Source organism: Emticicia aquatilis (assembly GCF_014644295.1).
In the GTDB taxonomy this organism is placed as follows: domain Bacteria; phylum Bacteroidota; class Bacteroidia; order Cytophagales; family Spirosomataceae; genus Emticicia; species Emticicia aquatilis.
The window spans coordinates 1-14,501 of the sequence record NZ_BMKK01000024.1; the positions used below are offsets into that span (position 1 = coordinate 1).

Here is a 14,501-nt window from a genome sequence, read left to right on the forward strand (position 1 = left end):
GGCTGTACTGCCACTGCAACGACCAATGTCACCCTTGATAACAGTGTGCCAAGTGCAGGAATTACAGGCACAACAAATTTAACTTGTACAACGACCTCAGTCAGCCGAACAGCCACAGGCGGTGGAAGTTATTCATGGTCAAATGGTTTGGGAACAAGTGCCACTGTAAGTATCACAATTTCAGGTATTTATACCGTAACTGTAACGAATAGCAATGGCTGTACGGCAACCGCTACCACCAATGTTACACTTAATAACAGTGTCCCAAATGCAGGTATTACTGGCACAACGAATCTAAGTTGTACAACGACATCAGTAAGCCGAACAGCCACAGGTGGTGGAAGTTATTCATGGTCAAATGGTTTGGGAACAAATGCGACGGTAAGTATCACAAGTTCAGGCATTTATACCGTAACGGTAACAAATAGCAATGGCTGTACAGCAACCGCAACGACCAATGTCACGCTTGATAACAGCGTACCAAATGCAGGCATCTCAGGCACGACAAATTTAACTTGTACAACAACATCGGTCAGCCGAACAGCCACAGGTGGTGGAACATATTCATGGTCAAATGGCTTGGGAACGAATGCGAGTGTAAGTATCACAATTTCAGGCATTTACACCGTAACGGTGACAAATAGCAATGGCTGTACTGCCACTGCAACGACCAATGTCACCCTTGATAACAGTGTGCCAAGTGCAGGAATTACAGGTACGACAAATTTAACTTGTACAACGACATCGGTCAGCCGAACAGCCACAGGTGGTGGAAGCTATTCATGGTCAAATGGTTTGGGAACGAATGCGAGTGTAAGTATCACAATTTCAGGCATTTACACCGTAACGGTGACAAATAGTAATGGCTGTATTGCAACCGCTACGACAAATGTGACGCTTGATAATAGTGTTCCAAATGCAGGTATTACAGGCACAGAAAATCTAAGTTGCACAAGAACATCGGTCAGCCGAACAGCCACAGGCGGAGGCACGTATTCATGGTCAAATGGACTGGGAACAAATGCGACAGTAACTATCACAAGTTCAGGTATTTACACCGTAACGGTGACGAATAGCAATGGCTGTACGGCCACAGCTACCACCAATGTCACACTTGATAACAGTGTGCCAAATGCAGGAATTACAGGCACAACAAATTTAACTTGTACAACGACATCGGTCAGCCGAACAGCCACAGGTGGTGGAACGTACTCATGGTCAAATGGTTCAACGAGTCAAAGTGTGAATTTTACTGCTCAGGGTACTTACTCGGTGACTGTGACTGGTACTAATGGTTGTACAGCCACAGCAACAACGTTTGTGAGTTTTACGAACGATTTGGAGGTTTTGGCATCAAATACTGGCCCTTATTTAATAGGGCAAGCAATCGCTCTTAATGCAAGTGGTGGCAGTAGTTATGTTTGGTATGGGCCAAATAATTTCACAAGTAGTTCACAAAATCCAATAATTGCATCTGCACTTTCGGCTAATAGTGGTATTTACACTGTCACAGTTACGAGTGGTATTTGTACTGCCACAGCCACAACGAATGTTATTGTATCAGGTGTTGACCCATGTACTCAAATTGTTGATTTACAATACGTTAAGGCTACGAATCCGTATCAACCTTTGTTTTCGTTGACGAATGGAAGTACAATCCAACAGATTCCTGACCAAGTTTCTATTTTAGCTGTTCCGATTTGTCCAAATATCACTATTGAAAGTATGGATATGACCATTGTGGGCCCTGAACTCAACTGGACAATTTTGCAGAATGTTCAACCAAATGCTCTTTTCGATAATTTTGGAGCTGATGTATTTGGAAGAAACTTTACTCCTGGAACTTATACTTTAACTATCACTGGCTATGCACAGGATAACCGAGGCGGAGGTATTGTTTACGGGCCAGTTGTGACAACTTTTACCATCGTCGGTAATTTGGCTACGATTTCAACTCCTACAATCACCAATAATACACTCTGTGCTGGTAGTAGTATTGATGTAACCTTTGCAACCACAGGAACATTTGATACGAATAACAATTTCCAAATTGAGTTATCGGATGTAAATGGGCGTTTCATTAATCCAACAGTTATAGGCGTGACGTCATCGATTGGCACTATTACTTGTCAGATTCCACAAGTAGTTGTCGGTGGAAATAATTACCGAATTAGAGTAGCTTCATCGAATCAAATCTTGGCAAGTAACCCAAATATGAGTGCAATTTCGATTATTGGTTCAACCAAAAATCTTGAAACTGACTTATCGGGAACTGTTACTGAACAAGCTTCGCAACGGATTGTTGCTACAAACAAAGTTCTTGCTCCTGCCAGCGTCACCTATCAAGCAGGGAAAGCAATTGAGTTAAAACCTGGGTTTGTTGTTACGAGTGGAAGTACCTTTAAAGCTGAAATCAGAGGTTGTAGTAATTGATTTCAAACAAGTTATGATAAGTCATGTTTTAAAACATACTGATTAACATAAAAGACGAAAGGCCTGTTAGTTGACAGGCCTTTCGTCTTTTTATTGCTCTTTTCCGAAGATTTACCGTACAAACTTCCGCCAACCCAAATAAATCAAAGCAAAAAGAATAGCGAAAATACCGAGTAAATACTGAAAAGGTAGATATGAGAAAACTACAATATGAATTTTTTCGAGCAACCACATCAAAAACATGGTGGCGAAAAGCATAAACCATAGTCCAGAAATTTTATCAAAACCCGGTACGAGCGATAAATCAACATTTCTGCGAATCACAAAAATCGTTAAGACCATCACGATAATTGGTAAAATCTGTAAATACACATCGGTTTGCATGACATCACCTCTCTGAAATAAAAAGAAATAGGCATTTAAGGCTACCGCAAAAATTCCTGGTACACTCACCAAATAAATGAGTGCAGAATACAAATATTTCCACGGTGAAAGATGTCCTTCTCCTTTGCCCAAAACTCCCGCAATAATTGCGGCAATTGGAATGATTAGAAAGTAAAAAAGTATGAAATTGGGGTTTTCGCCTATGTGCTGAAAGAGTTCTCGTAATGTCATTGTTGACCTTGATTTGACAGAGTGATGCGATTGATTTTGGCAAATGTAAATGTTTTTTTAAGAAAAATCCAAAATCTACTTTAATTCGGTTTCGTAGATAAATAATGTAGAAGCCGAATCATCGTCGGGTACAAAATAGGCTTTTAGCCCACCTTTCGTTGTTTCTACCCAAAAAGGATTATTAGTCATTGCCAAGCCGCTGGGCGACCACAGTTTTATCGGTACTTGAAAAACAGGGCGTTTATCTACCAAATTCACAATTTCAAATCCTCCTAAACGAACCACATTGCCATTTGGTTGACTATATTTCTGAAACCCCGAACAAAGCATTTTATGTTTACCTAAATAATGACAGTCCTGATAATCAATATAAAATGAAGGATTTTTGATGCGTAACTGTTCTGGAGAAGCATTCGTCATAACTTTTCCTTTGGCATTTAATTGCCATTCGTAAAAATTCCTCGACCCCCAACTTGCACCCAATAATTTATTGCTTTCAGTATCGTGGACAATCGCTCCGATATGTTCATTAAATCTCATCACTTCCTCAATTTGAAGCGTTTGAGCATCGACTTTATAAATAATTGATTTACTATTGGGACGATACTCGGCCACAGGAATCCAAATGTATTTTCCATCAAAATCAATTCCACCAGGGTGATAAATACTTCCTTCTCCCAAAGTAATTTTAGAAATAAGCGTTCCAGTGGAATCAAACTTGAAAAAGTGGCCGATTCCCTCGCCAGTATCTCCATTTTTAGGCGATTTTATCACTTCCACCGAACTCATGAAAAAGAAATCACTAATTTTTACCATTCCTTGTGGGTGAAACGTAGGAAATTTAAGTGATAAAGCTTTTTCTTGTGTCCAAACAGTATTGGGAGTGAGCTGTTTTATTTTTGTTTCAAGTAAACTTTCTTGAGCATGGGCGTGGAATATCGAACATATTAAAAGCAATAATCCAATGTGTTTTTTCATGAGAAAAGATTTTTGAAGCAAATGTATCGAAAACCAACCATCTTTAAAACAGAAAAATCCCCCCAAATGGAGGGACTCTTCGCACTCAAAAAAAGGTACTCAACTATTAAATAATTTTGAAGCCAATCGTAAACTGCCAGCCTTTATCTTTAAATTGGTTATTGCTCATGTTCAATGCCGAAATCTCTGACAAACTTCCAACTTTTCTCAAATCAAGATTAATACCCAAGATTTTTACGCCAACACCTAACTGATACCCAAATGAAGCATTTTTGATGGCATCATCGTTTGAAGTAAGGTCTTTCAAAGCATCTTTTAGTTTTTGGTCTTCCGAAAGTTTAAATGTAGCCACTGGGCCAGCATTTACCCTAAAAATCTTTAAAACCTTAAATCCAACCAAAACTGGTACATCAAGATTACTGTACGAAAACTTAACTTTTCCTACATTCTGAATATCAATCGTGCCGCCTTTCTGTGCTAACAAAAGCTCGGGTTGAAGAAATACTCTATCTCCAAAACGAGTCCAAATACCTGCTACATATCCAGTTTTTGTATCGTAACTTTGAGAAATATTTTTACCAAGCGAACCAGCATCAGTATAAACTTGGTTGAATGTAACACCACCTTTGATGCCCAATTGAAATCCTTTTTGAGCGAAAGTATTAGTAAACAGGCCAAATAATAAGAAAAGAGTAAAAACCGAGATTTTTTTCATGTTAGTTTTTGTTAAATGAGTAGTAAACGTAGAAAAAAATAGAGATACATTCATAAATGAATCAAGAATATTGTTTTTAAATTGAATAGGTAAAAAATCGTGCCACGTTCGAGCAAGAACTTTATATCAGACGGTTTTGAGGAAATAACGTAGATTATTCGCAAATTCGTATTTTATTAACGAAAGATTAACAAATTTGTAGAGCAATGGCATCGGCCATCCGATTTCAAAATTGCTTATTTGAAAAATAAATAAATGGCAAAAATTAAAACGGCATATTTCTGCCAAAGTTGTGGATTTAGTTCACCAAAATACCTCGGTCGCTGTACTTCTTGTGGAGAATGGAACACAATGGTAGAAGAAGTATTGACCAAAGAAGAACCCGAAAAAGGCAATTGGAAATTTACCTCGTCGGGTGGTGTAAAAAGTGCCAATAAACCCAAAACGCTCACCGAAATCACGACCCAAGAGCGGTACAGAATCGTGACCGAAGATGACGAACTCAATCGAGTTTTGGGCGGTGGAATCGTGCCTGGTTCATTGGTTTTGATAGGTGGCGAACCTGGTATTGGTAAATCTACTCTCATGTTGCAGATAGCTTTGAGCCTAAAAGATTACACGATTTTGTATGTGTCAGGTGAAGAAAGCGAGCAGCAGATTAAAATGCGTGCCGAGCGAATGCAATACGTGAATGACAAGTGCTATATTTTGAATGAAACTTCGACTGATAATATTTTTCGCCAAATAGAACTCACTGAACCTGATATTGTCATTATCGACTCGATTCAGACCTTAAATTCACCACTCATTGAGTCAGGTGCAGGAAGTGTTTCGCAGGTGAAAGAATGTACGGCTGAATTGATGAAGTTCTCAAAAGAATCTGATACTCCCGTAATTATGATTGGGCATATCACGAAAGATGGAGGTTTGGCTGGGCCGAAAGTCCTCGAACACATGGTGGATACCGTTTTGCAGTTTGAAGGTGACCGTCACATGACTTACCGAATCTTGCGTACAACCAAAAATCGTTTCGGTAGCACTTCCGAACTCGGTATTTACGAAATGCAAGGTACAGGCCTGCGTCAAGTAAGCAATCCATCCGAAATCTTGATTTCGCAGCGAGAAGAAGATTTGAGTGGTATCACTATTGCGGCCATGCTCGAAGGTAATCGTCCACTTTTGATTGAAATTCAGTCGCTTGTGAGTATTGCAACCTACGGAACACCCCAACGAACCAGCAATGGTTTTGATAGTCGAAGAACGCAAATGTTATTAGCAGTTCTCGAAAAAAGAGGCGGTTTCAGACTTGGAACACAAGATGTTTTTTTGAATATTGCTGGAGGTTTGAAAGTAGAAGACCCAGCCATTGATTTAGCGATTTGTGTATCAATCGTTTCATCTTACGAAGACATCAGCGTGCCGAGTTCATGCTGTTTTGCGGCCGAAGTTGGTCTGGGTGGCGAAGTTCGTGCGGTCAATCGCATCGAAAATCGCATTTCGGAGGCTGAAAAGTTGGGTTTCAAGAAAATCTTTATTTCAAAGTATAATCTTAAAGGCTTAGATACCAAACAATACAAAATTGATATTTTTGCAGCCAGCAAGCTTGAAGAAGTGTTTAGTGAATTATTTGGATAGAAAATTAATAATTGAAAATGTAAAATTGATAATGTAGAATGAGTATTCGTTCATTTTCAATTTTACATTTTACATTTTTCATTAGTAATGTATTACATAGAAAACGAATATTTAGAAGTAGGAATCAACCCAAAAGGAGCAGAATTAGTGAGTCTTTACCACAAAGACCACGATTTGGAATATATGTGGGGAGCTGACCCTGCATTTTGGGGTAAATCTTCGCCCGTACTGTTTCCGATAGTGGGAGGTTTAAAAGATAACTCTTATACCTTTGAAGGAAAAACCTACAATTTGTCACGTCATGGTTTTGCCCGTGATATGTTTTTTGAAATAGAAGACCACTGGGACGACGGCATAAGTTTCCTACTTCGCTCTAATGAAGACACGCTCAAAGTTTATCCATTTGAGTTTGAATTTCGCTTGGTTTATGAACTCTACGCTAATTTACTAAGCGTAACTTATCACGTAACTAATTTGGGTGAAAAAGATATGTATTTTTCGGTAGGTGGACATCCAGCATTTGCAGTTCCACTCGAAGAAGGTCTAAGTTACCAAGATTATTATTTGGAATTTGAAGAAGAAGAGAACCTGAAACGTTGGCCGTTAAGTTCTCAAGGATTGATTCTGGACGAACCCGAAGCCATTTTCGAGCAAACCTTAGTTGATGATGAGTTAGTCGAAATCGAAACTAAACTTTTACCTTTGACCAAAGAGTTATTCCATCAAGATGCACTGGTTTTCAAGCAATTAAACTCTTCGACAGTGACGCTGAAATCTGATAAAAGTGACCATTTGCTTCGCTTTGATTTCGCAGGATTTCCATTTCTTGGTATTTGGGCAGCTAAAGATGCCGATTTTGTTTGCATCGAACCGTGGTGCGGTATTGCCGATTCGGTTAGACATTCACAAGAATTAACTGAAAAAGAAGGTATTAATATTCTACCTGTAGGCGATGTCTTTGAGCGTGCTTGGGCGGTGAAATTGAGTTGATAGTTTATAATTATGATTTGTTTTTCTGAGAATAGTTGTTTACTTTTAACTAATAAGTTGAGAAATTATGACACAAATAACGCTCAAAATTGATGATTCGATTGTTGAAACATTAGGTAGGCAGCAAATCGAAACAAAAATCGGAGAATGGTTGAAAGAACTCAAAAGAAAGATTGACCTTCAAGAAGCCGCCGAAGAATTAGATGGTTTGCAGTTAAGCAACGACCCAAGCTGGCAAGTAGCACGCAACCTTGCATGGGACACCTATAAGCATAACTTTGATACAGAAGCACAATGAAAACTTACATAGTTGATGCCAATGTTTTGATGTCAATTCTTATAAGTGGAAAAGCAGTTTATCGAAATTTATTGAAAGAATACGTTTTTTTAAGTAGTGATTTTGCTTTTATAGAAATTGATAAATACCAAAAAGTTATTTTACAGAAAGCAAAGTTAGACAATGATTCTTTCAAGCACTTTTCTTATTTTGTGTTTTCCAACGTACACTTTCTACCCAATTATGTGATTGATGAAAATGTGAAACAAAAAGCTATCGCCTTAGTCAGCGATGTTGATATAAAAGATGTAGCTTATGTGGCTTTATCAATGCAATTAGATATTACTTTACTGACTCGTGACCAAGTTTTACACGATGGTTTAAGAAAAAAGGGCTTTCGTAGTATTCAAATGTTTGATGATTTCTTGAGAAATGCTTAAGATATAGCTGTACTTCGGTACGAAAATTGTGCTACAATTCATAATTCTGCAAACCTTTACTCATGCGAGAAAAAATCCTTTTTTTTAGCTTTTCGGGTGCTAACACCTCCATTCCTTCACCAAAACCAAGTATTTCTTTCTCCAATTCAAAATTCAACTGTACTTGAATCTGAATGACGATGCCATCAGTCTGCCTTTCCAACACAATTTGTGAATGATGCAAAGGCTTGGTTTCGACATACGGAGCGTGTTCGAGATTGACCCAAATTTGCACTTTTTCGGCTCGCATATTTTCTGAAACTGTCACGCCAACGGTATCTTTGTAATACAGTTCGGGGTCGAGGTCGGTGTTTTCTCGGTAAGTTATTTTTTCTTCAATACTTAATTCCAAAATACGGTCGAGTGCCAAATGAGTTACGGTTTTTTGTCCGTTTCGAACACCAACCGCAAACCATCTATTTTTAAACTCTTTCAGCCACCAAACGTGGAAATAGAACACACTTGCTGCCCGAGCTTTGAATGATTGGTAAGTCATCTGCACGGCTTTCTGATGAATTACCGAATTATAAAGCAAATCAAGGTGCGAAAGTCCACGTAGATTATCATTTTTCTCAAAATCAATGATTGACCGTTTCTTATTTGCCACTGAGTAAACGTGGTCTTCGAGTTTCTGCACCACTTCATTGAGTTGCTGAAAATGCGAAAAGCCCTTAAACTGTTTCAAAAGTTCAACAGCCTCGTTCATTCTGCCCAAATCAGCATCCGAAATTGGGATATTTGTGATGCTATAATTGGGGTCTTCGTAAGTATAAAATTTTTTATCAAGCACTACGATAGGGGCGAAGTAACCCAATTTATCGCTTCGCATCATCTGAATATCGGCCTGAATTGTGCGTTTACTAATGCCTTTATCCATACCTTCGTATTCATAAAGAGCCTCAGAAACCTGCTCGATTAAATCTTCGAGCGTCCATTTACGGTTGCGTCTTTGCAGACAGCTATCAATAACTTTATAGCGAATAAGGGCGTTGCGATTGGCGGGCATTTTTAGAAATTGATTTTGAAAATAAACATTATTCATTGCCGTCTGCTTTAGCTGACGGATAACAGATAATCAAAACAATGTAGGCTTCAGCCCCAATTTCACTGTTTAGACTAAAGTCAACATTATTTTTAGCTTTTTATATCCGTCAGCTAAAGCAGACGGCAATGAACTGTTATACATAAAAATAAAAAATATTTTTTACCTACGCAAATAGACTGCGTAATAGTGTTTTTACTTTGTAGCATCAAATCAAAAACAAAATGAATATCCAAGACCTAAAACAACTCATCGCCGATGATTATATCAATGTACAAAAGCACCCAACGGCTGATTTGTATATCTATAATTATTCGCCCAAAGCTCAATATGACAGACTTTGGAACGAATGGACGCTGGCTTGTAGAGGCTTGATAATGAATGGTTTGTATGAAGTTGTGGCTCGTCCGTTTCAAAAGTTTTTTAATTTAGAAGAATCAGAAAACTTGGTTTTACCAGATGAACCTTTTGAAGTTTACGAAAAAATGGATGGCTCGCTCGGTATTCTGTATTGGGCTGATGGAAAACCCGCTATTGCCACTCGTGGTTCGTTTACGAGTGAGCAGGCAATCGTTGCCACTGAGTTATTGCACACAAAATATGCCGATGCAATCGAACATTTAGACCCAACCAAAACCTATTTGTTTGAAATCATTTACCCAGAAAACCGAATTGTAATTGATTATGGCGATGCACTAAAATTGGTGCTTTTGGCCATTATTGATACAAAAACAGGCAAAGAATTTTTGATGGAAGATATCCCATATTATTTTTTTGAAACTGCCAAACGTTACGATGGTTTGAATGATTTGCAACAATTAAAGGCTTTGGAAGAAGATAATCGTGAAGGTTTTGTAGTAAAATTTAAGAGCGGGTATCGTCTGAAAGTGAAATTTGCAGAGTATGTGCGTATTCACCATATTATTACGAGGGTTTCAACGGTAAATATTTGGGAATATCTAAAAGAAGGACAAGAATTATTACCAATTTTGGAGCGAGTACCCGACGAATTTTATGATTGGGTAAAGCAAACTCACGCAAAATTATTGAATGATTTTGCCCAAGTAGAAGCCGAAGCCAAATCAGAATTTAAGATTTTAGCAACCAAAAAAGAAACGGCTCTTTATTATCAAACTTGCAAATATCCAGCAATTTTGTTTAAAATGATGGAAAATCGACCTTATGACCAAATCATTTGGAAAATAATTCGACCAAAATTTGAGAAGCCGTTTGCCAATAAAATTGAAATATGAAAATAATGTACAAAGCCATAGTTGGTAGTCAAGCCTATGGCACAAACACACAAAACTCCGATGTAGATTTCAAAGGAGTTTACGCTCAATCGGTGGATGATTTGATTGGTTTCAATTACAAAGAGCAAATCGAAGTTTCAAAAGATGAATGTTATTATGAAGTGCGTCGTTTTTTGCAATTATTGCAATCGGCCAATCCTACGATGCTGGAGTTGTTATACATGCCCGATGATTGTGTGATAGAAAAACACCCTGCTTTTGAGTTGATTATTGAAAATAAACATCGTTTCTTAACCAAGAAATGTTTGCATTCGTTCGGCGGTTATGCAGTGGCTCAAATTAAAAAAGCCAAAGGTTTAGATAAAAAACTCAACTGGGAACACGACAAAGTAGTTAGAAAAACGCCATTTGATTTTTGTTACGTTTATGAAGATGGAAAAACTACAACGCTGTTGCATTATTTGGATAAAAACAAGCTCAATGAAGCAAAGTGTGGCTTGGTAGCCCTTAATCATTTCAAAGATTGTTATGCTTTGTACTATGATTTTAGTGGTGATTTAGGCTATCGTGGTATTGTTTCGGAAAAAGGGAATGAAGTAAAACTAAGTTCGATTCCGAAAGATGAAAAGCCACTTTGTATTATGAATTTCAATAAGGAAGGGTATTCGTCTCATTGCAAAGATTATGTCGAATACGAGACCTGGTTGAAGAATCGGAATGTACAGCGGTATGTTGATATTCAACATCATCAGCAACAAATTGACGGCAAAAACTTGCTTCACTGCCGAAGATTGCTTGATATGGCAAAAGAAATTGCTACTGAAAAGACAATCAATGTAAGACGTAAAAATGCCCAAGATTTATTGAAAATCAGACGTGGAGAAATCAATCTGGCCGAATTTATGCAAACAGCCGAAGAAGAAATAACTGAATTAACAAAACTTTTTGAAGAATGCGATTTACCAAACGAAGTTGATACCGATTTTGTAAACGCATTACTTTTGGAAGTAAGAAAAAGTATAAAATGAAAAAAAACTCCCCTTTGGGGACGGGCCGACGATTCGGTTGGGGGTATATGAAAACAATATTAATATTAAGAGGCTTACCAGCCAGCGGAAAATCTACTTATGCACGAAACCTAATCGACGAAAACAAAGGAGCGTGGAAACGACTCAACAAAGATGAGTTGCGTGCAATGCTTGATAATTCGCACCATACTACTGCCAACGAAAAATTTGTTGAGCGAGTACGAGACATGATGCTCATTGAAGCTTTGAAAGAAGGTAAGCACGTAGTGATTGACGATACCAATCTATCTGACCGACCAGTTGAGCGTATCCAACAGGTAATCGGACGCTATAAAAAAGAAACAGGGGAGGAGATAAAAGTTGAGCTAAAGACAATGGAAACCTCGCTCGAAGAATGTCTGGCTCGTGATGAAGTGCGTGAAAAAAAGGTGGGTCGAGACGTAATTATGCGAATGTATAACGACCATATTGCCAAAGAAAAATTGCCAACAAATTCGACCAAAAAAGAGATAGATTTAAGCAAGCGAGGGCCGCATTATCAGCCGCAAGACGATACTTTGCCGCCTGCAATTTTATGCGACCTTGATGGAACTTTGGCAATTATCCATAACCGAAGCCCGTTTGATTCTGTGCGTTGCGAAACCGATTTATTGAACGAACCAATTGCCGAAATCTTAAAAAATTATGCAGCAATGGGCGTAAAAATTATCTTGATGTCAGGCCGAGATGAAGCCGCTCGCCGCCCAACTACCAATTGGCTGTCTTATAATCGAATTCCTTACGATGCACTTTTTATGCGAGCTACTGGCGATGCCCGAAAAGATTCGGTTGTGAAAAAAGAATTATTTGAAGCTCACGTAAAAGGTCAGTATTTTGTAAAATTCGTACTTGATGACCGAAACCAAGTAGTCGATTTGTGGCGTTTAGAATTGGGTTTACCCTGTTTACAAGTCAATTATGGCGATTTTTAAATAAAAAAGACTGGTTCAAATTGACCAGCCTTTTTTTAATTGAATCCACACAACTTTTATGAAAAAACTATATAATGCTATATTGAATTTCTATATATAAGACTCCGTTTTTCGGCAATCGGTTGCATCCAAAACGATTTATTTTTTGGTAGGGGTATAAAAAAAAAGGACTGGAGTAAATAACTCCAGCCTTTCCCGCTACTAAATCCACACAACTTTTATCTTTAATATTTTATTTCTAAATATATGACGAAATTTCTTTGCAAAAAGTTGCACTAAAGTGCGAAAATATTTGCGTTCTTAATTATGGTTCAAAGATAAAACAAAAATATATGTTGATACAAGTATTTTTTTGTTTTTTTTAATTTCGATGTGACAAACATATAAAGAATCTTGAGTAAAAGCAACAAAAAAAAATAAATTTTATTGTATGAAAGCCTAAAAATATTTTTTTGATTAAACGGATGCAAAAAAACTCAATCTTTTGACTTTCAAGTATTTTTGATTCTTGATGTTTATGCAACAAAAATAAGGATTTTAATAATCTTTCCTAAAACTATTCGTCTTAATTTTTCTTGATTTTAATCTTTCTTTAATTTATAATATTCGCTGGCTTTTTATTTCTGAAAACCCACTTATAAATATCGGTCAAAAGTGCGAGTTGTACGTTGGCTCCAACACTATAATATAGACCGTTATATGAGTCAGGAAAGTTTTTTTTGTGTAGAGCATACCGATACCCACCTTGCACTGACAAGCCTCCCCAGCGGGTTGCTTTCCAGCCTACATAGACTCCCGCTTGTATAGGCATGAAGTAGTCTTTACGTTTCCAAATTTGTATTTCATTCAATAAGCCAACGTTTTCGTTCTTGGTAGCTCCAATGCCTACTTCAACGGGCATACTTACTCGCCATCTTTTATTATTGACAAAATTTTTCCAGTACATTAAACTAAAAAAATAGAGGTCGGTTTTGGTGTAATAATCCAGATTCACCCTTTTGGCTGCTGACTTTCGTAAATCGAGCAAACGTAAATATGAATTGAAATTGAGCCAATAGTAGCCAACTGTAATCTGATTTCGCTTGCGGCCAATGATAATACCTGTATTTACGCCCCAAATATTTACTCTTTTTTCTTTAATAATCGAACTTCGAGCGTCCCAGTTGATGGCGTAGCTTAGGCGTGGCTTTAGGCTATCAGGATAGCTAACAAACACAGTGTCAACGATTTGAGCTTTGGCATTTCCAAATACACCCAATAAAAGCCAAAAGACGAAGATTTGGCTTTTATTGGGTGCTTTAATGTAGAAAAGGATATTTATCACAAATGGCTTATAAAACAATTCTATAAACGCTTTTATTAGTCTATATATTTTATTCGAGCAATTTTGCCACGAAGAATGCAGCTGCGGCTGCAACTGCCCCAATGGCAGTTACTTTAAAAGCTCCAAAGACAGGTGGCTGACCTGTAACTTTACTTTTGAAATAACCAAACACGAAAAGACACACGAGCGTAGCAATACAAGAATACTGTAAACCACTGATTGGATTACTGGTAAAAAAATAAGGAGAAAGTGGAATTAACCCACCAATAATATAAGCAACTCCGATTGTAATGGCACTTTTGGTGGCTCGATTTGGGTCTGGCTTTTCGAGTCCTAACTCAAACTTCATCATAAAATTCACCCACTTTTCTTTGTTTTTAGAAAGTTCTTCGGCGATTTCATCTTGTAGATGCGGACTAAGACCATATTCGGCAAAGACTTCTTTTACTTCTTGTTTTTCTCGTTCGGGTACTCTTTCTACCTCATCGTATTCACGTTTTAGTTCCGAATCATAGTGTTCGATTTCGGTTCGCCCAGCCAAATAACCGCCTAAGCCCATTGCTATTGAGCCAGCTACAATTTCGGCAATACCAGCCGTTACGACAATATCGTTGGTTGAAACAGCCCCACTTAACCCAGCCGCTAATGCAAAAGGTACGGTAAGGCCATCGGACATTCCGATAACGATGTCGGTTATAAATTCTGAACTTCCGAGATGTTCTTCTTGGTGATGGTCGTGCATGAAAAAGCCTTATTTTTAA

Annotated in this window: 14 protein-coding genes; 8 read left to right on the top strand and 6 right to left on the bottom strand. The window is 37.9% G+C overall.

Annotated features, from left to right (window positions below):
* Window positions 1-2,433: beta strand repeat-containing protein (locus tag IEX65_RS27430; protein WP_374757865.1), on the top strand; the 2,433-nt coding region annotated here is incomplete at its 5' end.
* A gap of 111 nt (window positions 2,434-2,544) precedes the next feature.
* Here IEX65_RS27430 and IEX65_RS27435 read toward each other — a convergent pair.
* The 3 genes from IEX65_RS27435 to IEX65_RS27445 all read right to left on the bottom strand — a co-directional run bounded on the left by IEX65_RS27435 (window position 2,545) and on the right by IEX65_RS27445 (window position 4,741).
* Entirely contained in the window at window positions 2,545-3,048 is a 504-nt protein-coding gene (locus tag IEX65_RS27435; protein WP_188771524.1) for a hypothetical protein, read from the bottom strand.
* 75 nt (window positions 3,049-3,123) lie between these two features.
* On the bottom strand, window positions 3,124-4,026 hold the full coding sequence (locus tag IEX65_RS27440) for a DUF6454 family protein (RefSeq protein WP_188771526.1): 903 nt from the start codon (window positions 4,024-4,026) through the stop codon (window positions 3,124-3,126).
* 106 nt (window positions 4,027-4,132) lie between these two features.
* Entirely contained in the window at window positions 4,133-4,741 is a 609-nt protein-coding gene (locus tag IEX65_RS27445) for a porin family protein (protein ID WP_188771528.1), read from the bottom strand.
* A 255-nt stretch (window positions 4,742-4,996) separates the two neighbouring features.
* On the opposite strand from IEX65_RS27445, the gene radA reads away from it, so the two are divergent.
* The 4 genes from radA (at window position 4,997) to IEX65_RS27465 (ending at window position 8,083) form a co-directional block, all read left to right on the top strand.
* Window positions 4,997-6,376: a DNA repair protein RadA gene (radA, locus tag IEX65_RS27450; RefSeq protein WP_188771530.1), complete on the top strand. Its 1,380-nt coding sequence runs from the start codon at window positions 4,997-4,999 to the stop codon at window positions 6,374-6,376.
* An 87-nt stretch (window positions 6,377-6,463) separates the two neighbouring features.
* Window positions 6,464-7,366 carry an aldose 1-epimerase family protein gene (locus IEX65_RS27455; RefSeq protein WP_188771532.1) on the top strand — a complete coding sequence of 301 codons (903 nt, stop codon included), beginning with the start codon at window positions 6,464-6,466 and terminating at the stop codon, window positions 7,364-7,366.
* A 67-nt stretch (window positions 7,367-7,433) separates the two neighbouring features.
* On the top strand, window positions 7,434-7,664 hold the full coding sequence (locus tag IEX65_RS27460; RefSeq protein ID WP_188771534.1) for a hypothetical protein: 231 nt from the start codon (window positions 7,434-7,436) through the stop codon (window positions 7,662-7,664).
* Entirely contained in the window at window positions 7,661-8,083 is a 423-nt protein-coding gene (locus IEX65_RS27465; protein WP_188771536.1) for a PIN domain-containing protein, read from the top strand. Before IEX65_RS27460 ends, IEX65_RS27465 begins: the two co-directional genes overlap by 4 nt.
* A 31-nt stretch (window positions 8,084-8,114) precedes the next feature.
* On the opposite strand, the gene IEX65_RS27470 is transcribed toward IEX65_RS27465, so the two are convergent.
* On the bottom strand, window positions 8,115-9,164 hold the full coding sequence (locus IEX65_RS27470) for a helix-turn-helix transcriptional regulator (RefSeq protein WP_229250936.1): 1,050 nt from the start codon (window positions 9,162-9,164) through the stop codon (window positions 8,115-8,117).
* Between the two features lie 224 nt (window positions 9,165-9,388).
* On the opposite strand from IEX65_RS27470, the gene IEX65_RS27475 reads away from it, so the two are divergent.
* The 3 genes from IEX65_RS27475 to IEX65_RS27485 are packed head-to-tail and all read left to right on the top strand — an operon-like array spanning window position 9,389 to window position 12,416.
* A complete protein-coding gene (locus tag IEX65_RS27475) occupies window positions 9,389-10,417 on the top strand; it encodes a T4 RnlA family RNA ligase (RefSeq protein WP_188771537.1) in 1,029 nt (342 codons plus the stop codon).
* Window positions 10,414-11,445 (top strand): DNA polymerase beta superfamily protein, encoded by a 1,032-nt coding sequence (locus IEX65_RS27480; RefSeq protein ID WP_188771539.1) that lies wholly within the window; start codon window positions 10,414-10,416, stop codon window positions 11,443-11,445. The genes IEX65_RS27475 and IEX65_RS27480 overlap by 4 nt, the downstream gene beginning before the upstream one ends.
* Window positions 11,442-12,416, top strand: a complete 975-nt coding sequence (locus tag IEX65_RS27485) for a phosphatase domain-containing protein (RefSeq protein ID WP_229250938.1) — start codon at window positions 11,442-11,444, stop codon at window positions 12,414-12,416. Before IEX65_RS27480 ends, IEX65_RS27485 begins: the two co-directional genes overlap by 4 nt.
* A 592-nt stretch (window positions 12,417-13,008) precedes the next feature.
* Here IEX65_RS27485 and IEX65_RS27490 read toward each other — a convergent pair.
* A complete protein-coding gene (locus IEX65_RS27490) occupies window positions 13,009-13,740 on the bottom strand; it encodes a hypothetical protein (RefSeq protein ID WP_229250940.1) in 732 nt (243 codons plus the stop codon).
* A 49-nt stretch (window positions 13,741-13,789) separates the two neighbouring features.
* The gene (locus IEX65_RS27495; protein ID WP_188771542.1) at window positions 13,790-14,482 is read right to left on the bottom strand and encodes a VIT1/CCC1 transporter family protein; all 693 of its coding nucleotides are present in this window, start codon (window positions 14,480-14,482) and stop codon (window positions 13,790-13,792) included.
* Window positions 14,483-14,501 lie beyond the last annotated feature (19 nt).